The following is a 24,741-nucleotide window of genomic DNA, read 5'->3' as shown; positions in this document are numbered from 1 at the left end:
AGGTCAGTAATGCCGCTGCGGTCGCGGTGTAAGCATAGTGGGCGATTATCGACCATAAAGTCACCCCTCGCCGAGCCGCTCCAGCGCTGAGTTTGCGCCAGAGCCTTGTTAACTAAATGGTTAATGACCTACTGCTTGCCAGGTGTAAGCCGTTTGAATGCGCGGCAGAATCCGCGCCCTTATCGCGGCTGGCCGAATGCCAGCGGCTCGCGAGTACAGGTTGATTGAGCAGGAGGATATAACGCATGAATGATGCACTGGCCGTAGAACGGCGACGTCCCGGGGCTTTTGCCCGTTGGCTGCTGGTAGTGGTCGGGGTGGCGATTGCCCTGGTCGGTTTATACCTGGCCGGTGGTGGCGCCTACCTGGCGGTGCTGGGTGGCAGCTGGTATTTCGTATTGTGCGGCCTGGCTATGCTAGGCGCCGGCGTGCTGATTGCCAAAGGCAACCCTAATGGTGCGTCACTCTATGGCGTGATTCTGTTGCTCTCGGTGATCTGGGCGGTATGGGAAACCGGGTTTGAATTCTGGCCGCTGGTGTCGCGTCTGTTTGTTTTCGCGGTGATCGGTCTGGTGGTGGCGCTGCTTTATCCGACCCTGCTGCGGGTTGCCCCCGAGCCACACGACGGCGATGGCCGTGGCGCTTATGTGTTGAGCGGCCTGTTGGCGGCGGCGATTGTCGCCACCTCGGCCTATGCCTTTGTGCTGAACCCCATCGTTGCGGCCGACAGCGAGGCGGCGGTGACGCCGGTTGCCAAGGGCCAGGAGCAGAAAGACTGGAAGCACTGGGGCAACACCACCCACGGCGACCGGTTTGCCGCGCTGGACCAGATCAACAAGGACAACGTCAACCAACTACAGGTGGCCTGGACCTTCCGCAGCGGCGACTTGCCGCAAAGCACAGGCTCCGGCGCCGAAGACCAGAACACCCCGCTGCAGATCGGCGATACGCTCTATCACTGCACCGCCTACGGCAAGGTGTTTGCGATTGACGTCGACAGCGGCAAAGAACGTTGGCACTTCGACCCAAAAGGTTCGGCACCCAACTGGCAGCGTTGCCGCGGGCTGGGCTACTTTGAGGAAGCAGCGCCGGCAGCCGCGCCCGCCGATACGGCAGCCGCACCTGTGGCCTGCGCCAAGCGTATTTTTCTGCCCACCATCGATGCCCGTCTGATTGCTATCAACGCCGAAACGGGCGAACCCTGCGCCGATTTCGGCAATCAGGGTACGGTCGATCTGAAGACCGACATGGGTGAAGTGAAAGACGGTTACTACCAGCAAACTTCGACGCCGTTGGTGGCGGGCAATGTGGTGGTGGTTGGTGGCCGGGTGGCGGACAACTTCTCCACCGGTGAACCGCCAGGTGTGGTACGTGCCTTTGATGTGCACAGTGGCGAGCTGGTGTGGGCCTGGGATCCGGGCAACCCGCAAACCACCAAGCGCCCGCCCGAAGGGCAGACCTACACCCGTGGTACGCCGAACGTGTGGTCGGCCATGGCCTATGACGAAAAACTCGGCCTGATCTACCTGCCAACCGGCAACGCCACGCCCGACTTCTGGGCGGGCGAGCGCACCGAGCTGGACGATAAGTACAGCTCGTCGGTGGTTGCTGTGGAAGCCGCGACCGGCGCCATTCGCTGGCACTTCCAGATGACCCACCACGACCTCTGGGACTTTGACATTCCCGCGCAGCCGCTGCTTTACGATGTACCGGACGATGCCGGTGGCACCCAGCCGGCGCTGGCGCAGATCACCAAGCAGGGTGAAATTTTCCTGCTTAACCGCGCGACCGGCGTGCCGATTGCCAAAGTCGACGAAAAGCCCGTGCCGCAAGGCAATGTTCCGGGTGAACGCTATTCGCCGACCCAGCCGTTCTCGGTGGATATGCCGTCAATCGGCAACCAGCAGCTGTATGAGTCGGACATGTGGGGCGCCACGGTATTCGACCAGTTGCTGTGCCGCATCCAGTTCAAAGGCATGCGCCACGAAGGCGTCTACACCCCGCCGGGCCTGGACCGTGCGTTGCAGTTCCCAGGCTCGCTGGGTGGCATGAACTGGGGCAGCGTTTCGGTAGACCCGACCACCAACTATATGTTCGTCAACGACATGCGCCTGGGCCTGGCCAACTACATGATCCCGCGCGAGAAGATCGCCGCCGGTGCCAGTGGTATCGAAATGGGCGTGGTGCCGCAGGCCGGTACGCCATTCGGCGCCATGCGTGAGCGCTTCCTGTCGGTGGCCGGTATTCCGTGCCAGAAGCCGCCGTTTGGCACCATGTCCGCCATCGACCTGAAAACTCGCAAGCTGGTGTGGCAGGTGCCGGTCGGCACGGTGCAAGACACCGGTCCGCTGGGCATCAAGATGCACCTGCCGATTCCGATTGGTATGCCGACCTTGGGTGCTTCCATGGCGACGCAGTCGGGCTTGCTGTTCTTTGCCGGTACCCAGGATTTCTACCTGCGCGCCTTCGATAGCGGCAGCGGCGAGGAAGTGTGGAAAGCGCGGTTGCCGGTGGGTAGCCAGTCGGGCCCCATGACCTATGTGTCGCCCAAGACTGGCAAGCAGTACATCGTGGTAAGCGCCGGTGGCGCGCGGCAGTCGCCGGAGCGGGGGGATTACGTGATTGCGTATGCGCTGCCGGATAAGCCTTGACCGCGTATCTCCGTCGGGACGCCGGTCGTCAATTCGAGGGGCGGCGGGGTTGTCTATAGCAACCCGCAGGAGAATAATTGGCCCTTCGAAGCGACTGACCGGATGAGATCGAACGCTTCCCAGCTGGTGCAAACCAGTGCTCGCGCAAGGCGGGCCTAAGCGAAAGCTAGTGGTGTCCGGATGGCTGTACAAAAAGGCGCTTAGGCGCCTTTTTGCTTTTCAGCGTTTTGTGGCTGTCGGTTTCCTTGTGTAAATCTTCCCGCATAACAGCAAAAAGCCCATACGGCCAAATCGGCTAGGACCGCCACGCAAGTCGCCTTCAGGGTATGCGCTTTCGATCACCATGTTCAGATCTTCTCGACGGCGATTTTTCCTATCATTGCGCTTTATCTCAAAGAATACGTGGTAGGGGCCCTGATGGCCCTCTACTGTCGTTGAGTACACCCAGTTCCGCCTTTCTACCGTCTGCCAAACTTGGATTTTGGGATGGTTGAGTTCGCTGAGTAATTGGCCGAGTTGCAGCGACAGGGTGTAGCGTTTTTGGCAAAAGCTGCGTTGCCGTCCCCCTGCGTCCAACAAAATTGGTCCCGCTGGATGATCTTGGGCGTTGTAGGCCTTGGTAAAGCAGTGATTGCTAAACCGCACGCCCACCGTCAACACCTTCGCGGCCATGGCGCTATCGATGTTGAGCGTCATCGGGTCAAGGTGCGAAAGATCGTAGGTTTCGCCGTTAAGCGTGATAGGTGGGAAAAAAGGCATGACCAGCCTGACTGACGTCCGTGTCGGGCCACACAACCTATAGGGCTTCTCGGTACGCCGAAGTCCGACGCCGCAGGGCTTGAGTCCGGGCAACTCCTGCCGTTACGTGCGCAAGGTCTCAGGCCCCTTCTTTGCCCCGCGCCCACCACGCTCGCACCCAGCCCAACGCACCGGCTATAATCCCCGGCTTTATCAGACAGCCCATTGATTTCCCGGCCTGTCGTCCGACTTTTCGCGCAGGCTTGGTTCTGCGTCGTTGCAAGAGGTTTCCCGTGGCATTGACGATTCTCGGCCTTTCCGGCGCCCTCAGTCATGATCCTTCCGCTGCCCTGTATATCGACGGCAAGTTGATCGCGGCCGCCGAAGAAGAGCGCTTTGTGCGCGACAAGCACGCCAAGAACCGTATGCCCTACGAGTCGGCCAAGTTCTGTCTGGAACAGGCTGGCATCAGGCCGTCTGATGTTGATGTAGTGGCCATTCCATTTGCGCCCATCAGTCTGTTCGGCAAAGCCCGCTGGCATTACGCCAAGCGTTACTGGTATGCGCCGGACCGTTCCCTCGACGCCATTCTTATGGGCAACCGTCGCTACAAGCGCTACCGCAACAAGATTGTCTGGTGCCTGGAGCAACTGGGTTTCGACCCGAAGAAAATCAAGATCGAGCCGGTGGAGCATCACCTGGCGCACGCTTCCAGCGCTTACCACTGCTCGGGCTTTACCGAGAAGACCGCGATCATGGGCATCGACGGCAAGGGTGAGTACGCCACCACCTTTTTCGGGTACGGCGAGAACGGCAAGATCCACAAGATCAAGGAATTCTTCGACCCGGATTCCCTCGGCGGCCTGTACGGCGCGATCACCGAATTCCTCGGTTTCGAAATGCTCGATGGCGAGTTCAAGGTCATGGGCATGGCGCCTTATGGCGACGCCAGCAAATACGATTTCTCGCGGTTGGCCAAGTTTGAAAACGGCGAGCTGATCATCAACACCGAGTACGCCAACGTGATTGGCCTGCGTCGCTATAAAGAGAACGGCAAGGGCTTCTATTTCTCGCCCAAGCTGATCGAGTGGCTGGGTCCCAAACGCGAAGGCGATATCGCCGATGACCCTTACATCCACTACGCCGCCAGCATGCAAGCGCTGTTCGAGAAGCTGGCGTTGCAGATGATGGATTACTACCTGGGCGATATCCTCAAGGAAACCGGCAAGATCGCCTTCGCCGGTGGTTGCGCGCTGAACGTCAAACTCAACCAGCGCATCATCGCCCGCCCGGAAGTGAAGGAGCTGTTTGTGCAGCCGGCTTCCGGTGACGCCGGTACCGCGGTTGGCGCCGCGGCGTATATCTCGCACAAGCGCGGTGTGCCGGTGGAGAAGATGGAGCACGTGTACCTCGGCCCTTCGTATTCCAACGAAGACGTGATCGCCGCCTGCGCCCGCCACCCGAGTAAGCCGAAGTGGAAGCAGATCGAGGAAATGCCGCAGCGCATCGCCGAGATCATGGTCGCCGGCAACCCGGTCGCCTGGTTCCAGGGCCGTATGGAGTTCGGGCCGCGCGCCCTCGGTGGCCGTTCGATCATTGGTTGCCCGAGCATTGCCGGCGTGGCCAATCGCATTAACGAACAGATCAAGTTCCGTGAGCGCTGGCGCCCCTTCTGCCCGTCGATGCTGGATACCGTCGGCCCGCAGATGATCAAGGTCGACCACCCGGCACCGTTCATGACCTTCACCTTCGAAGTGGCTGAAGAGTGGAAAACCCGCGTGCCGGAAGTGGTGCACGAAGACGGTACCTCGCGTGCGCAGGTGCTCAAGCGCGAGTACAACCCGCGCTACTACGACATGATGAAGGCCCTGGAAGGCCTTACCGGCAACGGCGTGTCGTTGAACACCTCGCTCAACCGCCGTGGCGAGCCGATGATCTGCTCGCCGACTGACGCCCTGAACATGTTCTTCGGCTCGGACCTGCAGTACCTGATCATGGAAGACATTCTGGTGATCAAGGAAGGTGCGGACGGGTATGACGCACTCAACTGAACTGCGTGTTCTGCAGTTCTGCCATGGTTATGACGGGCCGTTTCTGGACTGTGCCCGTCAGTACGCCAGCCTGTTTGTTGGCACGCCGTACAAAGTCACCACGGTTTATCTGACCGGTGAACCGAGCGCCGCTGTAGAGGCGGGCTCGGGTTCCGATGAGGTGATTTTTCTCGGCTACCACAGCGCCGATGTACGCGGCCTGAAGCTGGCTGCCATTGCCGATATCAAGCGAATCGCCCGCCAACGCTCCTTTGCGTTCTGCATCGCCCACCGTTTCAAACCGGTGTATGTGGCGTTGCTCGGTACCGACCTGCCGGTGATCGGCGTGCACCATGCCTTCGGTGATTACCGCCGGCGTTCCCGCTTTCTGTTTGCCAACTGGTTCAAACGGCGCCTGAGTTTGCTCGGGGTGTCCGATGCTGTGCGCGACGATATCCGCGAGTCGTTGCCCGGTTGGCCAGCTGAACGTATCGAAACCTTGTACAACCGCGTCGATCTGGCGGCCATTCAGGCTGAATTGCTGGACCGTGAACAGGCCCGCGAGGCGCTTGGCCTGGCCAAGGACAGTTGGGTGGTGGGCAATGTCGGGCGCCTGCACCCGGATAAAGACCAGGCCACCCTGCTGCGTGGCTTTGCCCAGGCTTTGCCGCAATTGCCGCCCAACAGCCTGTTGGCAATCATGGGCAGCGGCAAGCTGGAAAGCGCGCTCAAGGCCTTGGCGCAGGAGTTGGGTGTGGCCGGGCAGGTGCGCTTTCTGGGCCAGGTGGCTCATGGGCGCCGTTATTTTCGCGCCTTTGATGTTTTTGCCCTGAGTTCCGATCACGAGCCCTTTGGCATGGTGTTGCTCGAAGCCATGGCCGCTGATGTGCCGGTGATCTGCACCGACTGTGGCGGCGGCGTCGAGGTGGTGGCTGGCGTGGGCTTGCTGTTTCCCTTGGGCGATGCCAGCGGCTTGGCTCGGCAGTTGGCCCGCCAAGCCGCCGAACTCGAACGCTTGCCAGAATGCCGCGAGCGCATGGCCGCACGCTTGCACGAGCGCTTTACTGATGAAGCGGTGCGCGAGCGGTTCTGGGCCTTGCCGCTGATGGCCGGGCGACCATGACTCCCAAGCTCTGGGCTGAACGTGCGCAGGCGCTGGACCGTTACCGTTGGCGCTTGCTGCGCGAGCGCTACGGTGTACTGGGCAGCGCCGTGCGATTCGCCCGCGAGGCCTGGGCGGACCTGCGCTTTGGTCTGCGTGCCAGGCGTTGCCTGGCCTCCCAGGTAGTTGCCGAGCCTTGCGACTTTCTGCTGTTGCAATCGGCCCCCAAAGTTATCGCCTTTGCGCGCAAGAAGTTGTTTATCCAGGCCCTGCGCGAGCGCGGCCATCATCTGCTGGAAACCGCGCTGCAAGCGCCGCCGGTGGTGTGCCGCGAGCGCATGCTGCAACAGCCACCGCAGTCTGTGCCGCTGCGTTACTTCGGTTATGCCGCCTACGCGCAATGGCTGGTCAGCCACCATCAGCCCGGCGTGCTGCTCAACGACCGCAATGGCAGCCTGTACTCCCCCTTTTTACGTCTGGCCATGCAGGCCCGTGGTCGGCCGCTGGTGCATCTGGCCCATGCGTCGACGGTGGAGCGCTCGCGGCGCCTGGGCATGAATGACTATGACTTTTACCTGCTGTTTGGCCGCAGCTCGCTGGAGGCTTTGCAGGCCCGCACCCTGCGCTTTGGCGACTCCACAGCGGTGCTGGCCGGCTCGCATATGATCGACGGCGCCTACGACTTGGCGCCGGCAGATGGCCAACAACAGCGTTTGCTGGTGCTGGGCGTGGGCCCGGACAAGGAAAAAGAGGCGGGCTACCAGCGCACCTATGACTTGTTGCGTGACTGGGCGGCGGCCAATGCCGATTGGCAGGTGCTGATCAAGCGCCACCCTCGCAGCCAGGGCAATTACTGGCAAGCCGCGGCGGGGCAGTTGGCCAATGTGCAATTGCTGGCGGCCGAGTGCACGCTGGCCGAGGCCCTTGAGCAGGCCTCGGTGGTGGTCAATATCATGTCCAACGCGGTGATCGAGGCAGGCCTGGCCGGGCGTCCGGTGCTCTATGTCAACCTCAGCGGCGACCAGGATATCTTCGCTCAGGAACGCTTCTTCGGCCCGCGCATCCACACCCTGGCAAGCCTGCAAAACGGCATTGCTGCCATCGCTGCCGATTACCCTGCGCACGTCACTGCGGCCCGCGCATTTGCCCTGTTTCATCTGTCCCATGGCTCCCATGGCCTGATGCAGAACGTGCGTGTGCTGGAGTGCCTGCTGCACGGTCAGCCGCTGCCCGACGATATCGAATGCGCCCCCTTGAATGGCTCGGATGGACCATGACCAACTTTCTGTTTTTCTCCCTGGCCAAGCACCAGAGCATCTACTTTCAGCGCCTGCTCAATGAGACCGAACTTGACGGCAAAGTGGTGGTGCCCGCACAGATGCCGTGGCCACGCCCTTGGCAGCTGGGGCAAATCCTGTCGCGCATTGACTGGGCGCACTTGGTAGAAGAAAAGTGCCAGGAGCGTCGGGTAAAGAATAAGTACCAAGGCGGCCTGTACCGGTTGTTGCTGCGCCTGGAACTGGCCTGGGTGGGGCTGCGTGCCCACGCCCTGCTCAAGCGAGAACAGCCCAAAACGCTGGCCATGTGGAACGGCTCGCACCGCTACTGCCAGCTGTTGCGCGCGCTGAAGCCAGCGGAATGTGGCACGTTCTTTTTTGAGAATGGCCTGCTGCCGGACACCACCACGCTGGACGCCAAGGGCGTCAACTTTCATAACTCGGTGCCGCGTGATCAGGCCTTCTACCTGAATTACCCCGCTGCTACCGATGACGAAAACGGCGACGTCGTGCTGATTCCGCGCAAGCCACGCCACACCAATCTCACGCCCATCGAACTGCCGCCCAGCTATATTTTCATGCCGTTCCAGGACGACCGTGATACCCAGGTGCGGCTGTTCTCGCCCTGGGTTGGCAACATGCGCGAGCTGTTTGCCCTCGGTGAGCGTATTGCCGCCCAAACCGGCAAAACCGTGGTGTTCAAGGAGCATCCCTCCAGCCGTGAGGTGTACCCGGATTTGCACCAGCGCACCCACGAGCGCCTGCTGTTCGCCAACGGCAATGCCACGCAGCAGTTGATCGAGCAGAGCGAGTTCGTCATCACCCTCAACTCGACGGTCGGCCTGGAAAGTCTGTTGTTGGCCAAGCCGGTGCTGACGCTGGGGCAGGCCTTCTTCAACGTGCCGGGTGTAGTGATGCATGCCGACTCGGCAGACGAGCTGCTGGCCGCGGTCAAAAGCTTCCCGAACTGGCCGCTGGATGCCGGGGTGAAGCGCAATTTCCTGCGTTACTTGGCCCATGACTATTGCATCAAGGGCGGTTGGCAGAAGGCCGACGCCGAGCACCTGCAGCGGGTGGCCCGGCGGATGTTAGGACAGGGCTGAGTGTGGGTGTGCAGCGCATGCCAGAGCCTGGCGTCGCATAATCCATCGCGAGTTCGCAAAAACAGACTGAACCGCAGCCGCCAAGGCCCCTCGAAAACTACAGGAATGCATCGACGGTCGATGCATCAGGATGACGAGGGACGCCTTGGATGGGCGAGTTCTACCTTTCTAATAAAACGGTGCCGTTCGAGCGTTTCGACGAGCATCGCAACAGTTGCTCCGGGCCCGTCTTTATCCTCGCCTCCGGGCCTTCCACCAAGGCCTTCGCGCTGGAACAGTACGGGCAGTACCCGATGATGGCGGTGAATGGCTCCATTTGCCGATTCACCAGCGCCGGCATGGCCCCGGACTATTACCTCTGTGACGACAGCAGTTTTGTGCGCAACCGCCTGCCCATGATGTTGCAGGCGGTAGAGCGCGCGCGCCATTTGCTGCTGTCGCTGCGGGTGATCGAAACCCTGTTGGGCACGGTGCCCGATGCGTTGGAAGGGCGTTCCGTGTTTCGTCTGGAGCGCGCCGGGCGCTGCGATGCTGCCCACCGTCATCTGAGCCCACGGCAGTTTGCGCGGTTGTCGCGCGATGATGGCGATATCGAATGCAATTATTCGTGGCTGCGGCAAAAACCCAACCGTATCGGCTTCAGTCGTAACCTGGGCAAGGGCTATTTCAACGCGCGCACGGCGCCTTATGGGGCCATCCAGTTGGCCTATCACCTGGGCTTCAATCAGGTATTTCTGGTGGGGCTGGAATTGAGCTCCGCTGCCGGGCGCTTTTACGAGCGGGAGGAGGAAGCGGTGCCCAGCCGCCTTGATGGCGATTTCGAGGAATACATTCTGCCGAGCTTTCAGCTGCTGGCTGAGCGGGTGATCAAACCGCAGTTTCAGGTGTACAACCTGACCGGCAAAAGCCGCCTGCCCGAGCGGCTGATACCGAAAGTGGACCGCGATCAGTTGGACGCATTGCTGGCGCGCGCATAGGCCGCCAGCAGTTCTTCCCAGGGGAAACCGTCCACTTTGCGCCGCTGCAAATAGCTGCGCAGGTGTTCGAAGTTGCGCCGCACCAAACGTTTGCCGAGCGGTGCGCGCTTGAAGCGCATATCGAGAAAGTCGATCAGGCCGAAGTCGCCGTCCCCGGTCAGCAAAATATTGCCCAGGTGCAGTGAGCGAAAGTAGATGCCGCGCTGGTGCAGTTGGTGGATATAGGCCCCCAGCTGTGGCAGCAAGGCCAGAAACCGGGCCTTGTCGTGGCGGAACAGACCGTCCAGCGGCTCACCGGGCAGTGGATGATAGAGGCAGGCACTTACGGCTTTGTCGCGGTCAATCCAGACGCATTCATCAATCACCGGAGTGGCAATGCCGGCCTGTTGCAGGCGTTGGGCATTGCGGCTGAAACGCTGCGCCGAGGGCAGCAGACGTGCCAGCAACGGCGTGCGCCGGCTGCGCATGATCTTCAGCAGACGGCCATCGGCCAGGCGCACCACTTTGGGGCCGAAACTGTCTTTTTCCAGAAGCTCGCCGTGGCTGAGCCAATCTTGTAATTCGTTCGCTGCTACAATCCGCATCTTTTCTCTCAAGCCAGTCGTATGAGGCGTGCCGAATGGCCAAAACCAGTGAGCAATCCAGTCTGAAAATCTACTTGCGACTGCTCAAGTATGTGCTGCCGTACTGGGGGGCGTTCGCCATCAGTATCGTCGGCTTTGTGATCTTCGCGTCCAGCCAACCGATGCTGGCCGACATGCTCAAACACTTTCTCGATGCGCTGGACCCGGCCAAAGACTCCAAGTTTTTCGGCATTTCCCTGGTGCTTGGCGTACCGATCCTGATTGTACTCATTGCGATCTACCAGGGCATAGGCTCATTTCTGGGCAACTACTACCTGGCCAAAGTCTCGCGCGGGTTGGTGCATGACCTGCGCGTGGCGCTGTTCAACAGCCTGCTGACGCTGCCCAATCGTTATTTTGACAACAACAATTCCGGGCACCTGATTTCGCGCATCACCTACAACGTGACCATGGTCACCGGGGCCGCCACTGACGCCATCAAAGTGGTAATCCGCGAAGGCCTGACCGTGGTGTTCCTGTTCGGTTACCTGGTGTACAGCAACTGGAAGCTCACCATGGTGCTGCTGGGCATCCTGCCCATCATCGCGGTGCTGGTCACCCGCGCCAGCAAGAAATTCCGCAGCCAGAGCAAGAAGATCCAGGTGGCCATGGGCGACGTCACCCACGTTGCGTCGGAAACCATCCAGGGCTACCGCGTGGTCCGCAGTTTCGGCGGCGAGACCTACGAAAAGCAGCGCTTCCTGAACGCCAGCGAAGACAACATGAACCGCAGCCTGGGCATGACGCGCACCCAGTCGATCTACACCCCGAGTCTGCAGTTGGTGATCTACATCGGCATGGCGATTCTGATGTACCTGGTGCTCTATCTTCGCGGTGATGCCTCGCCCGGTGAGCTGATCGCCTACATCACCGCCGCCGGCCTGTTGCCCAAGCCAATTCGTCAGCTGTCGGAAGTCAGCGCCACCATCCAGAAAGGGTTGGCCGGCGCCGAAAGCATTTTCGAGCAACTCGACGAAGCGCCGGAAATCGACACCGGCACCATCGAGATCGAGCGTGCCAGTGGTCACCTGGAAGTGCGCAACCTGACGTTTCAGTACCCTGGCACCGAGCGCGTGGTGCTCAACAACATCTCCTTTGTGGTCAAACCGGGGCAGATGGTGGCGCTGGTCGGGCGCTCCGGTAGCGGCAAGTCGACCCTGGCCAACCTGATTCCGCGGTTTTACCACCATGATCAGGGCGAGATTCTCCTCGATGGCCTGGAGATTGAAACCTTTACCCTGACCAACCTGCGTCGTCATATCGCCCTGGTAACTCAACACGTCACCCTGTTCAACGACACCGTGACCAACAACATCGCCTATGGCGATCTGGCCGGTGCGCCGATCGAGCTGGTGCGTCAGTCTGCCGAAGATGCCTACGCCGCCGAATTTATCGAGAAGATGCCCGAGGGCTACGACACCCTGGTGGGCGAGAACGGCGTGCTGCTATCCGGTGGCCAACGCCAACGTTTGGCCATTGCCCGTGCGCTGTTGAAAAACGCGCCAGTGCTGATTCTCGATGAAGCCACCTCGGCGCTGGATACCGAGTCCGAGCGGCATATCCAGGGCGCGTTGGACAAAGTGATGCAGGGCCGCACCACGCTGGTGATTGCCCACCGCCTGAGCACCATCGAAAAAGCCGACCTGATTCTGGTGATGGACCAGGGTGAAATTGTCGAGCGCGGCACCCACAGCGAGCTGCTGGCCCTCAACGGCTACTACTCACGCCTGCACGCCAAGCAATTCAAGGACGGCGACGAAGCCGAAGCGGAGCTGCTTCCGGCATGATCAACCGTGTGTGGCGGGGCTGGCGCGAACGCGGCTGGACCCCGATCGAGGCCGATGCCTATGCCGCCGCCTGGGCCAGGTTTGGCGGCAGCGTGGCGACGCATCCGCAGGTGATCGAGCGGTTGGCCGGTCTGGCCGCCATCCCTGTGCGTTATCTGGGTTGGTTCGCAGAGGGTGAGCTGGTCGCGGCGCTGCCGTGCTGGGGGCACCACCTGGCGCTGTCCAAGGACGTGCTCAAGGCCCGTGGCAAGCGCGGGCTGTTCGACCTGGGCAACGCCGAAATAATTCTGCCCGTGGCGCCTGGCGCGCAGGTGCCGGTGCGCCAGCGCATGCGCTATGTCTCGGAGCTGAATGCCGGGCGCATCAGCACACTCAAGGCGCAGCCCGAAGGGCTGGCGCTGGCCCGGGTGCCGGAAGAGTATTCAAAGAAATTTCGCTACAACCAACGCCGTGAACAGCGCTTGCTGGAGGAAGCGGGCGGGGTGATCCGGCCCATGCTCGAACTCACCGCCGAGGAGCAGGCCAGCATCTACGCCGATCTGTTCCAACGCCGCTGGGGCTTTGAAGCCACCGGCAAGGAGCACCTGGCCGAGGTGTTCGCCCTGATGCGTGAGTTTATGACTGGCTCGCTCATTTACCTGAACGACCTGCCCGTGGCCATTCAGGTGCTCTACCAGGTGCAGGCGCCAGAGTGGGTGAGCCTGGAATACATCAACGGCGGGGTAGATCCGCAAAACCGTGAATTCAGCCCCGGCAGCGTACTGAGCTTTATCAACACTCAAGATGCCTGGGCCACCGCCCGCGCCTTGGGCAAACCCCTGCGTTACTCCTTCGGCCGCGCCGACCGCGAGTACAAGGATCGTTGGTGCCATACGGTGCCGGTCTTTCAGGTTTAAGCCGCCATGAGTGCACGCAAACAGCAGTTGCTGAAAACCCATCGCCGTAACAAACGGCTGTTCCTGCTGGCGGCGCTGGTCGTGCTGGCCTTGCTCGGCGTGCTGGTGGCCTGGTGGCTGGTGCCGTTGCTGCTGGTGGCGGGCTGGGTTGCCCACGAAGCCTGGTTTGCCGATCATCTGTTTTATGCCCCCGGCGATGACTATCACTACCAGTTTCCCTTAGGCACTCCGACGCAAGCGGTAACGCTGACTGCCGGCAAGGCGCAGCTGAGCGCCGCGCTGGCGCCGGGAGAAACGCTGATTCTTGCCGTGCACGTGCGCGCCAACTGGTTGGGCCGCTGGCTCGACCCCTACGTGCGTGTGGGTGACGACCGCCAGGATTTCGAGCGCGGTGTCGCGGGGCGGCGCTACCTCAATCTGTCCGGCCAGGCGCTTGCCCTGGCAGAGGGGCAATTGACGATCGAAGGCCATTTCTGCCGCCTGGCAGCGCAAGCGGAACTGTTTTGCCTGAGCAATCCGGACTACGCCGAGCAGGCCGTTATGATTCTTGCGCCCCACGCCGACGACGCCGAACTGGCCGCCTTTGGTCTGTACAGCCGCAGCCGCAATGTCAGCATCGTCACCCTCACACAGGGCGAAATCGAAGCCGAACACTATCAGCGGCTGGGCCTGCCCGGCAGCGAGGCGGCCCGGCTCAAAGGCCGGCTGCGTGCATGGGACAGCCTCGCCGTGCCGCTATGGGGCGGCGTGCCGGCCAGCCGTTGCGTGCAACTGGGTTACTACTGCCTGCAACTGCCGGCCATGGCGGCTGAGCCGGACAAGGCCTTTGGCTCGCGCGAGTCGGGCGAGAGTGACGTGCGCAGCGTTCGCCAGCACAACCCGCTGCTGCTGCCTGCCGATAGCGATGGCGTGCCGAGCTGGCGCAATCTGGTGGCCGATCTGGTGCAGGCGTTGGAGCACTTTCGCCCGCAAGTGGTGGTCACCCCGCATCCCGAACTCGACCCGCATTCCGACCACGTCGCCACCACCCAGGCGCTGCACCAGGCCATTGCCCTGAGCAGTTGCAAGCCGCACACGCTGCTGCTGTACGCCAACCATCTGCACGACAACGACCGCTGGCCCATGGGGCCGGCCGGCAACGGTATTGCCCTGCCGCCAGCCATTGAAGCCTTGCCGGCGGACCCGCTGTGGAGCCCGCTGCTCAGCCCCGCCGTGCAGTTGGATAAAGCCATGGCGTTGGGCATGCAGCATGATCTGCAAGGCCGGCCGCCGCTGAAAAAGCGTGTACGCCGCCTGATTCAACAGCTCCTCGCCGGGCGCCGCTGGCCGGCCACCGGTGAGGACGAGTTTTTCCGCAAGGCGGTCCGTCGGCATGAGCTGTTCTGGGCCCGTCGTTTACCTGATTGAGGCGTCGCGCTCGGCCATGGGCCGGAGCGGGTACCTCGCTGTGCTATATTTTTTTGCCGCGTTTTTAGCGTCCCCGGAGAGTCCATGAAGTTGTCCATGCCCCGTTTTGATCAGGCTGCTGTGTTGGTGGTCGGTGATGTCATGCTCGACCGCTACTGGCATGGCGGCACCTCGCGGATTTCCCCGGAAGCCCCGGTGCCGGTGGTGCGCGTCGACCAGATCGAAGACCGCCCAGGTGGTGCCGCCAACGTCGCCCTGAACATCGCCGCACTGGGCGCGCCAGCCCGCCTGGTAGGCGTTACCGGTGAAGACGAAGCCGCCGAGAGCCTGAGCGCCAGCCTGCAGGCGGCCAAGGTGCAGGCGCACTTCCAGCGCATTGCTGGCCAGCCGACCATCGTCAAGCTGCGGGTCATGAGCCGTCATCAGCAACTGCTGCGCATGGACTTCGAAGAGCCCTTCAAGACCGACACCGTGGCGCTGACCGCGTCCGTTGAAAGTCAGCTCGAGGGTATCAAGGTGCTGGTGCTGTCGGACTACGGCAAAGGCGCTTTGCAAAACCACCAGGAGCTGATTCAGGCCGCGCGGGCGCGCAATATCCCGGTGCTTGCCGACCCCAAAGGCAAAGACTTCGCCATCTACCGAGGCGCCAGCCTGATCACCCCGAACCTGAATGAATTTGAAACCATCGTGGGCCGCTGCGCCGACGAGGCCGAGCTGGTGGCCAAAGGCGCCGAGCTGATGCGCGAACTGGAACTGGGTGCCTTGCTGGTAACCCGTGGCGAGCACGGCATGACCCTGCTGCGCCCCGGCCACCCGGCCCTGCACCTGCCGGCACGTGCCCGCGAAGTGTTCGATGTGACCGGCGCCGGCGACACCGTGATTTCTACGCTGGCTGCCTCCATCGCCGCCGGTGAAGAACTGCCGCAGGCCGTGGCCCTGGCCAACCTCGCCGCCGGCATTGTGGTCGGCAAGCTGGGTACCGCTGCCATCAGCGCCCCGGAACTGCGTCGCGCCGTGCAGCGTGAAGAAGGCTCCGAGCGTGGCGTGCTGAGCCTCGACCAACTGATCACCAGCATCGAAGACGCCCGCGCCCACGGCGAGAAAATCGTCTTTACCAATGGCTGCTTCGACATTCTGCATGCCGGCCACGTGACCTACCTGGAACAGGCGCGCGCCCAGGGCGACCGTCTGGTACTGGCCGTCAATGACGATGCGTCGGTAAGCCGCCTGAAAGGCCCGGGCCGGCCGATCAACTCGGTAGACCGGCGCATGGCCGTGCTGGCCGGTCTGGGTGCGGTGGACTGGGTGGTGAGCTTTAGCGAAGACACCCCTGAAAACCTGCTGCGTGCGGTGAAACCGGACGTGCTGGTCAAAGGCGGTGATTACGGCGTGGAGCAGGTGGTGGGCGCCGATATCGTCAAAGCCTATGGCGGTGACGTGCGGGTATTGGGGCTGGTGGAAAACAGCTCGACCACGGCCATCGTCAACAAGATCCTTGAGCGCAAATAATCCCCCACGCGAAATGCTTTTGTAGGGTGTGCTCCGCGCACCAGCGGTTGCCCGGCCAACGCCACGGTGCGCATACAAGGGGGATATGGCTGACCTGCCAGTCGCTGTTGTCGGAACGGTCATAGGCGCGGCGAAATGACGCGCGCATGCTGCGGGCATCTTCATCCTGGACGGAAAGATGCCCATGAATGCCGATGTACAAGGCCGCGCTCTGGCCATTCTCAACCGCATGGCCCAGGCCGACTGGCCGGACCGCCTGAACCTGCGCAAGCCCTTTGAAAAGCTGATTTACACCGGTAGCCGCGCGAGCTTTCGCCTGGCCGCCGACCGCGCGCAGAAGGGCGGCCTCCGCACCCCGCGTAAACCCGACCCCGATGCACTGTTCGACCTCTTCCTGAGCGACGAACAACAGATGCTGGTAGATATGCTCGCCAGCTTTGCCAGCGAAGTGCTGCGCCCGGCCGCCCATGATGCCGACGCCAACGCCGCCATTCCCGCCGAATTGCTCAATCAAGCCCAGGACCTGGGCCTTACCTTTTACGGCGTGAACGAAGTGCACGGCGGCATGGCCGGCGAGCGCACCACGGTGAGCAATGCGTTGATGGCTGAAGCCCTGGCCAAGGGCGATATGTCGCTGGCGGCGGGCCTGCTAGTGCCGCTGTCGGCGGCCAACTGCATTCGTCGTTGGGGTTCGGCCGAGCAGCAGCAACGCTGGTTGCCGGCCTTTGTCGGTGAAAGCAGCGCGCCGGTAATGGCCATTGCCGTGAACGAGCCCGACGCTTTGTTCGACCCCTTGAAATTGGCGACCAAGGCCAAGCGCAGGGGCAAGCACTACCACTTGAGCGGCGAAAAATGCCTGGTGCTGCGCGGCCTGGATGCCAGCCACCTGATCATTGCCGCCCAGGCCGAAAACGGCCCGGCGCTGTTTATCGTCGAGGCCGGCAGCAAAGGCTTGCAGCGTTTGCCGGAGCCGGGCATGGGCCTCAAGGCCGGCGCCACTGCTCGGGTCAAACTCAAGGGCGTGAAAGTGGCCGCCGACCAGCGCCTGAACGCCGAGCACTTCAACTACCAGAGCTTCCTCGACCACGCCGCCCTGGCCTGGTGTGCCCTGGCCATCGGTACCGGGCAGGCTGCGCTGGAATACGTCACCACCTACTGCAACGAACGGGTTGCCTTTGGCGAACCCATCAGCCACCGCCAAGGCGTGGCCTTTATGGTGGCCGATATCGCCATCGAGCTGGACGCCATGCGCATGCTTACCTGGCGTGCTTGCGCCCGTGCCGAGCAGGGGCTGCCGTTTCACCGCGAGGCCTATCTGGCGCGCCTGCTGTGCGCCGAGAAGGCCATGAAGATCGGCACCGATGCCGTGCAACTGCTGGGCGGCCATGGCTTTACCAAAGAACATCCAGCCGAACGCTGGTACCGCGACCTGCGCGCCGTGGCCATCATGGCCGGCGGCCTGCAGCTTTGATCGCCAGGGAGCATTGAGCATGAATCTGGAAACCCCGAAGAAATTCGCCGGCCTCAAGCACCAGGCCCATCAAGTGGCGGCCAACTATTTCCGCCCGATCTCACGCAAATACGACAAGGCCGAGCACGCCTACCCCAAGGAGCTCGATCTGCTGGCGGCCTTGCTGGACGGCATGAACGCCGGCTCGCCGGATGCCATCGGTGCTACCTCGGCGAGCAAACGCGGCGCGGCCAAGTCGCTGGAAGAGGGCGTGAAAAACGGCGGCAACCTGTCGGCACTACTGGGCGTGATGGAGTTGTGCTGGGGCGACGTCGGTCTGTTGCTGGCCATGCCGCGTCAGGGCCTGGGCAACGCGGCCATCGCGGCCGTGGCCAATGACGAGCAGTTGCAACGCTTCAGCGGCACTTGGGCAGCCATGGCCATCACCGAGCCGGGCACCGGCTCCGACTCGGCTGCCATTCGTACCACCGCGCGCAAAGACGGCGACCACTACGTGCTCAATGGCGAAAAGATCTTCGTCACTTCTGGCGAGCGCGCCGACTCCGTTGTGGTTTGGGCCACGCTGGACAAGGCCCTGGGCCGCGCGGCGATCAAGTCGTTTGTGGTGGAGCACGGCACGCCGGGCATGAGCGTTACACGTCTGGAAAAGAAACTGGGCATCAAGGCCTCCGACACCGCGTCCATCAGTTTCAGCGACTGCCGCGTGCCCGCCGCCAATCTGCTGGGTAACCCGGAAGTGGACGTGCAGAAGGGCTTTGCCGGGGTGATGGAAACCTTCGACAACACCCGGCCACTGGTGGCGGGCATGGCCATTGGCGTGGCCAAGGCTTCGCTGGACCGCACTCGTGAGCTGCTCAAAGACACATTCCGCTTCGACTATGCCAAGCCGCTGCTGGCGGTGAATCATGCCGAGGCCACGCTGTACCGTCTGGAAGCCGAGTGGGAAGCCGCGCGCTTACTGACCCTGAAGGCGGCGTGGATGGCGGACAACAAGCAGCCCAACTCCAAGGAAGCCTCCATCGCCAAAGCCAAGGCGGGCCGGGTAGCCAACGAAGTGACGCTCAAGTGCGTGGAGCTGGCGGGGGCGTTGGGTTACGGCGAGGACGAGTTGCTGGAGAAGTGGGCGCGCGATTCGAAGATTCTCGACATCTTTGAAGGCACGCAGCAGATTCAGTTGCTGATTGTGGCGCGGCGGCTCTTGGGTAAGAGCTCAAGTGAGCTGAAATAGCGGTGGGGCCCACCCTCACCCTCACCCCCGGCCCCTCTCCCGCAAGCGGGCGAGGGGAGACAAGCCGTATTGCGGTTAGATTCCCCTCTCCCGCGTGCGGGAGAGGGGCTAGGGGTGAGGGTAGAATCCAACGCGGTCTGCGTCAGCTACAGGCCACTTTTGGTTGAAGCTTTTTTGCCTCCAACCCCTGCTGGGCCACCCAGTCTTTCCAGCGAATTCGTTCTTCCTTCACCAGCCAGCCTTCCTGCGGCGCAAAGCTTTCGGCGAGGAATATTCCGCGGGTGCTCGCCGGTACCAGCGCGCCCTGTTTGAGCGTCAACAGTTCGGCGCAGGGTTTGCCCTGCTGCAGGGGAATCAGGTACAGGTCTGGTTTGCTACGGTCCAGGCGGGCCACCAGCTTGCCTTCCTCGAGCTTTTCATCGACATGAAACAGGCTCAGCTGCTTGGTGTCTTTGGGCAGTTCAAGGCGCAGGTCGTACACCAGTTGCAATGACGAGGTCGGCACATGCACATAGGCGCGCGGGCGTTCGATCAGGGTCAGGTTGCCGCAACGAATCGGCCGCGCCGCGCCCGATAGCGGGCTCAGGCTAAAACTCGCCGATTGGCGGTAGCGCAGGGCGCTCTGGTAGGGCGTTGGCAGCCAGGTGTCGCCGAAGCGGCCACCCAGCCAGCCTTCCGGGGTTTCCAGCAGGCATTCTTCGGCCACTTCCTGAATGGCGGTCAACAGCGGCAGATTGAGTTCGTGGGCCGGCACGTAGCCGGAGATCAGCTTGAGCACCACATCGCCACGGTCGGCGCGGCGCTGGCGCACCAGCACCCAGTAGTCGCGGCCTTGCCAGTTGAGGGTCAGGCGCACGGAGACGCCGAGGTTGGCCAGTTCCACCTGGAAGGTTTCGGTTTCGCTGAGGGGCAACGGCTGGCGGCGGTCCAGCACCTGGCCGAAATTCAGCGGCGGGCCGATGCCTTCATAACTGAGGCCGCTGGCATTGGCTTGGACATTGAGGGCAAGGGTCTTGAAGTCGCTGGGCGCTTTACGAGTCAGTGTTTTAGGCATTTCGGCTCCTTCGTCGTGGGCTTCATCTCTGAAGCCTCCATGGCTGGCGTAGGCCGTATTTATTCTGTTTTAGCCAGCGCGCAGGGCACGAATAACGTCGGCTGCGGTGGCGACATTGTGTGACAGGTGCAGCGGATTGATGGTTCCGACTATAGCGCTGGCCACCGCCGGGTGAGCGAAGGCCAACTCGAAGCTGGCACGTACCGGGTCGACGCCCGGTTCCAGGCACACATGCCCGCTGGCCAGGGCTTTTTTCAGCACAATGCCTTTGCCGTGCTGCAAAGCGTAGTCCAGCACCGGGCGTTCGCCTTGTTCATTGAGGTTGTAAGTGACCATGGCACAGTCGCCGCGCTCCAGGGCCAGCAAACCACCCTCCACGGTTTTGCCGGAAAAGCCGTACGCGCCGATCTTGCCCTCGGCCTTGAGGGCGGCGAGGGTTTCATACACCTCGTGCTCGCGCAGCACCGCCAGGTCGTTGCCGTCTGAATGCACCAACACCAGATCGATACGGTCTGTTTCCAGGCGGGTGAGGCTGCGCTCCACCGAGCGGCGGGTGTGGGTTGCGGAAAAGTCGTGGTGGGATAGGCCATCGGCAAATTCTTCGCCAACCTTGCTGACAATCACCCACCGGTCGCGCTGGCCGCGCAGCAGCGGGCCCAGGCGCTCCTCACTGCGCCCATAGGCCGGCGCGGTGTCGATCAGGTTGATGCCCAGTTCCTGCGCCAGGTCCAGCAGCAGGCGGGCGTCGGTGTCATCGGGGATCTGAAACCCACTGGGGTATTTGACGCCCTGGTCGCGGCCAAGCTTGACCGTGCCCAGGCCCAGCGGGGAAACCAGCAGGCCGGTGCTGCCCAGCGGGCGGTGCAGGTCGTGCAGGGTTTTCTGGCTCATGGCAGCAGGGTGTCCCAGACAGTCGGCGCCACGGGCGGCCGGGGCAGTTCGGGCAGCGGCGGGTAGGTACCGGGTGTGACGCCGTCACGGCTCAAGGCTTGCAGCACGCGGTCAGCCAAGTCCGGCGCGAGGGCCAGTTTGGTGGGCCAGCCGATCAGCAGCCGTTTGTGCTCGGCGAGAAAGGCGTTGTCCGGCCGCATCAGGCCGCTTTGCGCGGGTTCAGCGCGGTCAACGCGCAAGGTGGCCCAATGCGCCTGGCTGAAGTCCACCCAGGGCAGCAGGCTGCTCATTTCTTTCTGCGCGGCGGCAATTTGCGCCTGACCGTCACGGGCCACGCCCTCGGCTTCGGCCAGGTCGCCACCCAGGTACCACAGCCATTGGCCGTCGGCGGTCGGGTGGCTGGTAACGGTGACCCGGGGCTTGGGCCCACCGCCCAGGCAGTGGGCGTAGAGCGGCTTCAGGGTCGGGCCCTTGACCATCACCATATGCAGTGGCCGTCGTTGCATCAGTGGCTGGCTCTGGCCGAGCGCGGTGAGCAGGGCGGCATTGCCGGCCCCAGCGCTAAGCACCACGCGCTGAGCGCGAAGCTCGCGGCCGTCGACCACCAGGCCGGCCAGTTCGCCGTCTTCCAGTAAGGGCTCAATGGCTTCACCGCTCAGCAGGCTGTCGCCGGCCAGCTCGGCCAGGCGCTGGATCAGGCTGGGCACATCGAGCACCAGCTCGTTGAGGCGGTACACCTTGCCTTTGAATTTGGGGTCTTGCAGGGCGGGCGGCAGGTCGGCGCCTTTCACCTGATCAACGCGGGTGCGCACGGCCTTGCTGGCAAAAAAGCTGGTGAGGTTGCCGGCCAGGGTGCCGGGCGACCACAGGTAATGGGCCTGGGACAGCACCTTGGCGCCTCGCAGGTCCAGCTCGCCCGTGCCCGCCAGCGCTTCACGCCAGCGTCGTGGCATATCGGCGATGGCCTCGGAGGCGCCGGTCAGGGCGCCGTGCAGCGCGTACTTGGCGCCGCCATGGATAATGCCCTGGGACTTCACACTCTGGCCGCCGCCGAGGCTGGCGCTTTCCACCAACACCGTGGCAAAACCTTGCTGGCGCAGGCGCGCGTTCAGCCACAGGCCGGCGATACCGCCGCCGACGATCAGGATGTCAGTGTTAAGGGCTTGGGACATGGAGCAACGGCCTCGGAGAAAACAGGCCGGCAGTATAACGCTCTCGCGATTTGCTGCGCGTCGGCCCTACGGCGTTAAAAAGCCCTGCCCAAATGCTCATTGGCTACAGCCAACTCCGCTTTCATCAGGGCTTTTTGCCTTATAGGTCTCTAGCTCGCGAAATCGCCAACCCGAGTGGGAACAGCGAAGATCAATGCCCGGTGGTGCTCGAGAACAATTGAATAACAACAACCCCCGCCACAATCATCGCCATGCCCAACATCGCCGGCAGGTCCAGCTTCTGGCTGTAGATAATCCCGGCGGCAATGCTCACCAGCACAATCCCCAGCCCTGCCCACACGGCATACGCCACACCCACGGGAATGGTGCGTACCACCAGCGTCAGCATCCAGAAAGAGATGGCGTAGCCGACGATCACCAAGGCCAGCGGCAGCGGCTTGTTGAAGCCGTCGATGGCTTTCATGGAGGTGGTGGCGATCACTTCCGAGGCAATGGCGATGCCTAAATACAGGTAACCGGACATGGCAGGGCTCCTTCTTCGATGTACTGCGCGTCTATGGAACGGCATTCTAAGCGCTGGCGCGATGGGATAAAGTCATTACCTATCTGGTTTGAAGATGGGTTGCCGTCATGCAGTGGAATTTCGAGCAGTTGCGTCTGTTTGTCAGCGTGGCCGAGAGCCAGTCGTTTTCGGCGGTGGCGCGGCGGTTGAACCGCGCGCAGTCGGCGGTGAGCACGGCTATTGCCATGCTTGAGGCCGATCTGGGCATGTTGCTGTTTGACCGCAGCAGCGGGCGGCAGCCGCGCCTGACCGAAGCCGGGCTGGTATTGCTGGAGGATGCGCGCGAGATTCTGCGCCAGTGCGAGCGCCTCGAAGGCCGGGCCATGGGCCTGGTACGCGGTGAGGAGGCGTGTCTGCGCTTGGCTCAGGATGAAGCGATGCCGTATCAGCCGGTGCTTGATAGCCTGGAAGCGCTGGCACGGCAGTTTCCGCGCTTGGAGGTGCAGCTTTCCAGCGGCGCGCAGGGCGATGTGGCGCGCAAGCTGCTGGAGCGGCGGGCCGACCTGGGCCTGCTATTTCACCATGAAGATATGCCGCGTGCCCTGGAGCGCCAACGCCTGGGCACGATCGAGATGGTGACCGTATGCGCCGCCGGCCATGCCTTGGCCAAGACGCAATACGTGGATCGCCACGCCCTGGCCCAGCATCGGCAACTGCTCATGACCCCGCAAGACAGCCGCTACCCTGGCGGCGAGCAGATCAGCCCGGCGGTGTGGCGCACCGACAGTTTTTATTCCATGGCCGAGTTGGTGATGCGTAACCTCGGCTGGGCCTGGCTACCGCGCCATGTGGCGCAGTACCCCACTTACCTCAATCAGTTAGTGGAGCTGCGCAGCGACTGGGCGCCCCCACCCTTGGTGGTGGAGTTGGTGTGTCGGCGGGATGAAGCGTTAGGCCCGGCAGCGGTGTGGTTAGCAGATTGTTTTGCCGAGCACCTGCAGGCAATCGGTTGAGCGCCGCTGCCAAGTCAGTAAACTGCCCGGCATGAATCGAACCCTCTATACCCTGCTGTTTCACCTGGCCCTGCCGCTGATTGCGCTGCGCCTGTTTCTGCGTGGGCGCAAGGCGCCGGCCTACCGTCAGCGTATCGGCGAGCGCTTGGCCATTGGCCTGCCGGCGTTGCAACCGGGCGGGATCTGGGTGCACGCGGTGTCGGTTGGCGAAAGTATTGCCGCAGCGCCCATGATTCGCGCGTTACGCACGACTTATCCACAGCTGCCGATCACCGTGACCTGCATGACGCCAACCGGCTCCGAGCGCATTCAGGCGCTGTTTGCCAGTGATGCGCTGATTCAGCACTGTTACCTGCCATACGACCTGCCGTGGGCGGCCTCGCGATTTCTTGCCCGTCTGCAGCCCAGGCTTGCCGTCATCATGGAAACCGAATTGTGGCCCAACCATATCCACCAATGTGCCGTACGCCGCATTCCGGTGGCATTGGCCAACGGCCGGTTGTCCGAACGGTCTGCCCGTGGTTATGGCCGCTTTGCCAAGCTGACGGCGCCGATGCTGGCGCAAATGAGCCTGCTGGCGGTGCAGACCGAGGCCGAAGCCGAGCGCTTCCGAAGCCTAGGCGCCCGCCCGGAATGCGTCACGGTGACCGGCTCGATCAAGTTCGACCTGACCATTGACCCAGCGCTGCTGCAGCGTGCGGCCACGCTGCGCACTGAGTGGCAGGCAGTCGATCGGCCGGTGTGGATTGCGGCCAGTACCCATGCGGGCGAAGACGAAATTATTCTGGCGGCGCACCAGCAATTGCTCGCCCGCCATCCGGACGCTTTGCTGATTCTGGTGCCGCGTCATCCCGAGCGTTTCAATAAGGTCTTCGAGTTGTGCGGCAGCGTCGGTCTGAATACCGTGCGCCGATCCAGTGCGGCGCCGGTCAATGACACCACGCAGGTCCTGCTCGGCGACACCATGGGCGAGTTGCTGTTTCTCTACGCCTTGGCAGATATAGCCTTTGTCGGCGGTAGCCTGGTGGCCAACGGTGGGCATAACCTCCTGGAGCCGGCGGCGCTGGGCAAACCGGTGTTGAGCGGGCCACACCTGTTCAACTTCCTCGACATTGCCTCGCAATTGCGTGAGGCCGGCGCGTTACGCGAAACCGCCACGGTAGAACAGACAGTTCGCGTGGTCGATGAATTATGGCGCCAGCCGCAACAGGCCGAAAAGATGCGGGCGGCAGGGCTGGCTGTCATGCAACGCAATCAGGGGGCGTTGGCCCGTCTGCTTGCAGGATTGGCGCGTTTGTTGAACTAGGAAA

At 62.5% G+C, this 24,741-nt stretch carries 20 protein-coding genes; 14 read left to right on the top strand and 6 right to left on the bottom strand.

What is annotated here, in order from left to right; translation table 11 throughout:
- Positions 1-245: 245 nt before the first annotated feature.
- The gene (locus PKE98_RS17995; protein ID WP_271196702.1) at positions 246-2,651 is read left to right on the top strand and encodes a glucose/quinate/shikimate family membrane-bound PQQ-dependent dehydrogenase; all 2,406 of its coding nucleotides are present in this window, start codon (positions 246-248) and stop codon (positions 2,649-2,651) included.
- 219 nt (positions 2,652-2,870) lie between these two features.
- Here PKE98_RS17995 and PKE98_RS17990 read toward each other — a convergent pair whose 3' ends face one another.
- Entirely contained in the window at positions 2,871-3,410 is a 540-nt protein-coding gene (locus tag PKE98_RS17990; protein ID WP_271196701.1) for a YjaZ family protein, read from the bottom strand.
- A gap of 272 nt (positions 3,411-3,682) precedes the next feature.
- On the opposite strand from PKE98_RS17990, the gene PKE98_RS17985 reads away from it, so the two are divergent.
- The 5 genes from PKE98_RS17985 to PKE98_RS17965 all read left to right on the top strand — a co-directional run bounded on the left by PKE98_RS17985 (position 3,683) and on the right by PKE98_RS17965 (position 9,878).
- On the top strand, positions 3,683-5,440 hold the full coding sequence (locus PKE98_RS17985) for a carbamoyltransferase family protein (protein WP_271196700.1): 1,758 nt from the start codon (positions 3,683-3,685) through the stop codon (positions 5,438-5,440).
- Positions 5,424-6,542, top strand: coding sequence for a glycosyltransferase (locus tag PKE98_RS17980; RefSeq protein WP_271196699.1), 1,119 nt, complete (start codon positions 5,424-5,426; stop codon positions 6,540-6,542). Before PKE98_RS17985 ends, PKE98_RS17980 begins: the two co-directional genes overlap by 17 nt.
- Entirely contained in the window at positions 6,539-7,798 is a 1,260-nt protein-coding gene (locus tag PKE98_RS17975) for a CDP-glycerol glycerophosphotransferase family protein (protein ID WP_271196698.1), read from the top strand. Before PKE98_RS17980 ends, PKE98_RS17975 begins: the two co-directional genes overlap by 4 nt.
- Positions 7,795-8,901, top strand: coding sequence for a capsular polysaccharide export protein, LipB/KpsS family (locus PKE98_RS17970; RefSeq protein ID WP_271196697.1), 1,107 nt, complete (start codon positions 7,795-7,797; stop codon positions 8,899-8,901). Before PKE98_RS17975 ends, PKE98_RS17970 begins: the two co-directional genes overlap by 4 nt.
- A gap of 149 nt (positions 8,902-9,050) precedes the next feature.
- On the top strand, positions 9,051-9,878 hold the full coding sequence (locus PKE98_RS17965) for a WaaZ-like lipopolysaccharide core biosynthesis protein (protein ID WP_271196696.1): 828 nt from the start codon (positions 9,051-9,053) through the stop codon (positions 9,876-9,878).
- On the opposite strand, the gene PKE98_RS17960 is transcribed toward PKE98_RS17965, so the two are convergent.
- Positions 9,848-10,462: a lipopolysaccharide kinase InaA family protein gene (locus PKE98_RS17960; protein WP_271196695.1), complete on the bottom strand. Its 615-nt coding sequence runs from the start codon at positions 10,460-10,462 to the stop codon at positions 9,848-9,850. The genes PKE98_RS17965 and PKE98_RS17960 overlap by 31 nt on opposite strands.
- A 35-nt stretch (positions 10,463-10,497) precedes the next feature.
- Between PKE98_RS17960 and msbA the strand changes: the two genes are divergently transcribed.
- The 6 genes from msbA (at position 10,498) to PKE98_RS17930 (ending at position 18,799) form a co-directional block, all read left to right on the top strand.
- Complete coding sequence (gene msbA / locus PKE98_RS17955) at positions 10,498-12,288, top strand: lipid A export permease/ATP-binding protein MsbA (RefSeq protein WP_271196694.1); 1,791 nt, start codon at positions 10,498-10,500, stop codon at positions 12,286-12,288.
- Complete coding sequence (locus PKE98_RS17950) at positions 12,285-13,184, top strand: GNAT family N-acetyltransferase (RefSeq protein WP_271196693.1); 900 nt, start codon at positions 12,285-12,287, stop codon at positions 13,182-13,184. Before msbA ends, PKE98_RS17950 begins: the two co-directional genes overlap by 4 nt.
- A 6-nt stretch (positions 13,185-13,190) precedes the next feature.
- Entirely contained in the window at positions 13,191-14,591 is a 1,401-nt protein-coding gene (locus tag PKE98_RS17945; RefSeq protein WP_271196692.1) for a PIG-L deacetylase family protein, read from the top strand.
- An 84-nt stretch (positions 14,592-14,675) separates the two neighbouring features.
- A complete protein-coding gene (gene hldE, locus PKE98_RS17940; RefSeq protein ID WP_271196691.1) occupies positions 14,676-16,100 on the top strand; it encodes a bifunctional D-glycero-beta-D-manno-heptose-7-phosphate kinase/D-glycero-beta-D-manno-heptose 1-phosphate adenylyltransferase HldE in 1,425 nt (474 codons plus the stop codon).
- 178 nt (positions 16,101-16,278) lie between these two features.
- Positions 16,279-17,571: an acyl-CoA dehydrogenase family protein gene (locus PKE98_RS17935; protein ID WP_271196690.1), complete on the top strand. Its 1,293-nt coding sequence runs from the start codon at positions 16,279-16,281 to the stop codon at positions 17,569-17,571.
- 19 nt (positions 17,572-17,590) lie between these two features.
- Positions 17,591-18,799 (top strand): acyl-CoA dehydrogenase family protein, encoded by a 1,209-nt coding sequence (locus PKE98_RS17930; RefSeq protein ID WP_271196689.1) that lies wholly within the window; start codon positions 17,591-17,593, stop codon positions 18,797-18,799.
- A 142-nt stretch (positions 18,800-18,941) separates the two neighbouring features.
- Here the strand turns inward: PKE98_RS17930 and PKE98_RS17925 are convergent, their stop codons facing one another.
- The 4 genes from PKE98_RS17925 to PKE98_RS17910 form a co-directional block, all read right to left on the bottom strand.
- Complete coding sequence (locus tag PKE98_RS17925) at positions 18,942-19,853, bottom strand: metal ABC transporter ATPase (RefSeq protein WP_271196688.1); 912 nt, start codon at positions 19,851-19,853, stop codon at positions 18,942-18,944.
- Between the two features lie 69 nt (positions 19,854-19,922).
- A complete protein-coding gene (locus tag PKE98_RS17920) occupies positions 19,923-20,744 on the bottom strand; it encodes an aldo/keto reductase (protein WP_271196687.1) in 822 nt (273 codons plus the stop codon).
- Positions 20,741-21,916 carry an NAD(P)/FAD-dependent oxidoreductase gene (locus PKE98_RS17915; protein ID WP_271196686.1) on the bottom strand — a complete coding sequence of 392 codons (1,176 nt, stop codon included), beginning with the start codon at positions 21,914-21,916 and terminating at the stop codon, positions 20,741-20,743. The genes PKE98_RS17920 and PKE98_RS17915 overlap by 4 nt, the downstream gene beginning before the upstream one ends.
- Positions 21,917-22,106: 190 nt before the next feature.
- On the bottom strand, positions 22,107-22,439 hold the full coding sequence (locus PKE98_RS17910) for a DMT family transporter (protein ID WP_271196685.1): 333 nt from the start codon (positions 22,437-22,439) through the stop codon (positions 22,107-22,109).
- Between the two features lie 107 nt (positions 22,440-22,546).
- On the opposite strand from PKE98_RS17910, the gene PKE98_RS17905 reads away from it, so the two are divergent.
- Both PKE98_RS17905 and waaA read left to right on the top strand, forming a co-directional pair.
- A complete protein-coding gene (locus PKE98_RS17905; protein WP_271196684.1) occupies positions 22,547-23,431 on the top strand; it encodes a LysR family transcriptional regulator in 885 nt (294 codons plus the stop codon).
- A 31-nt stretch (positions 23,432-23,462) separates the two neighbouring features.
- Positions 23,463-24,737 carry a lipid IV(A) 3-deoxy-D-manno-octulosonic acid transferase gene (waaA, locus tag PKE98_RS17900; protein ID WP_271196683.1) on the top strand — a complete coding sequence of 425 codons (1,275 nt, stop codon included), beginning with the start codon at positions 23,463-23,465 and terminating at the stop codon, positions 24,735-24,737.
- The last annotated feature ends 4 nt before the right edge of the window (positions 24,738-24,741 follow it).

Source organism: Pseudomonas turukhanskensis (assembly GCF_027922365.1).
Lineage (GTDB): Bacteria > Pseudomonadota > Gammaproteobacteria > Pseudomonadales > Pseudomonadaceae > Aquipseudomonas > Aquipseudomonas turukhanskensis.
This window is presented reverse-complemented; position numbering and strand designations above follow the sequence as displayed.

Bases quoted from the DNA above. Each gene is read 5' to 3' on its own strand.
- PKE98_RS17995 (WP_271196702.1), top strand. From the start codon at position 246: ATGAATGATGCACTGGCCGTAGAACGGCGACGTCCCGGGGCTTTTGCC.
- PKE98_RS17990 (WP_271196701.1), bottom strand. From the start codon at position 3,410: ATGCCTTTTTTCCCACCTATCACGCTTAACGGCGAAACCTACGATCTT.
- PKE98_RS17980 (WP_271196699.1), top strand. From the start codon at position 5,424: ATGACGCACTCAACTGAACTGCGTGTTCTGCAGTTCTGCCATGGTTAT.
- PKE98_RS17975 (WP_271196698.1), top strand. From the start codon at position 6,539: ATGACTCCCAAGCTCTGGGCTGAACGTGCGCAGGCGCTGGACCGTTAC.
- PKE98_RS17970 (WP_271196697.1), top strand. From the start codon at position 7,795: ATGACCAACTTTCTGTTTTTCTCCCTGGCCAAGCACCAGAGCATCTAC.
- PKE98_RS17965 (WP_271196696.1), top strand. From the start codon at position 9,051: ATGGGCGAGTTCTACCTTTCTAATAAAACGGTGCCGTTCGAGCGTTTC.
- PKE98_RS17960 (WP_271196695.1), bottom strand. From the start codon at position 10,462: ATGCGGATTGTAGCAGCGAACGAATTACAAGATTGGCTCAGCCACGGC.
- msbA (WP_271196694.1), top strand. From the start codon at position 10,498: ATGGCCAAAACCAGTGAGCAATCCAGTCTGAAAATCTACTTGCGACTG.
- PKE98_RS17950 (WP_271196693.1), top strand. From the start codon at position 12,285: ATGATCAACCGTGTGTGGCGGGGCTGGCGCGAACGCGGCTGGACCCCG.
- PKE98_RS17945 (WP_271196692.1), top strand. From the start codon at position 13,191: ATGAGTGCACGCAAACAGCAGTTGCTGAAAACCCATCGCCGTAACAAA.
- hldE (WP_271196691.1), top strand. From the start codon at position 14,676: ATGAAGTTGTCCATGCCCCGTTTTGATCAGGCTGCTGTGTTGGTGGTC.
- PKE98_RS17935 (WP_271196690.1), top strand. From the start codon at position 16,279: ATGCCCATGAATGCCGATGTACAAGGCCGCGCTCTGGCCATTCTCAAC.
- PKE98_RS17930 (WP_271196689.1), top strand. From the start codon at position 17,591: ATGAATCTGGAAACCCCGAAGAAATTCGCCGGCCTCAAGCACCAGGCC.
- PKE98_RS17925 (WP_271196688.1), bottom strand. From the start codon at position 19,853: ATGCCTAAAACACTGACTCGTAAAGCGCCCAGCGACTTCAAGACCCTT.
- PKE98_RS17920 (WP_271196687.1), bottom strand. From the start codon at position 20,744: ATGAGCCAGAAAACCCTGCACGACCTGCACCGCCCGCTGGGCAGCACC.
- PKE98_RS17915 (WP_271196686.1), bottom strand. From the start codon at position 21,916: ATGTCCCAAGCCCTTAACACTGACATCCTGATCGTCGGCGGCGGTATC.
- PKE98_RS17910 (WP_271196685.1), bottom strand. From the start codon at position 22,439: ATGTCCGGTTACCTGTATTTAGGCATCGCCATTGCCTCGGAAGTGATC.
- PKE98_RS17905 (WP_271196684.1), top strand. From the start codon at position 22,547: ATGCAGTGGAATTTCGAGCAGTTGCGTCTGTTTGTCAGCGTGGCCGAG.
- waaA (WP_271196683.1), top strand. From the start codon at position 23,463: ATGAATCGAACCCTCTATACCCTGCTGTTTCACCTGGCCCTGCCGCTG.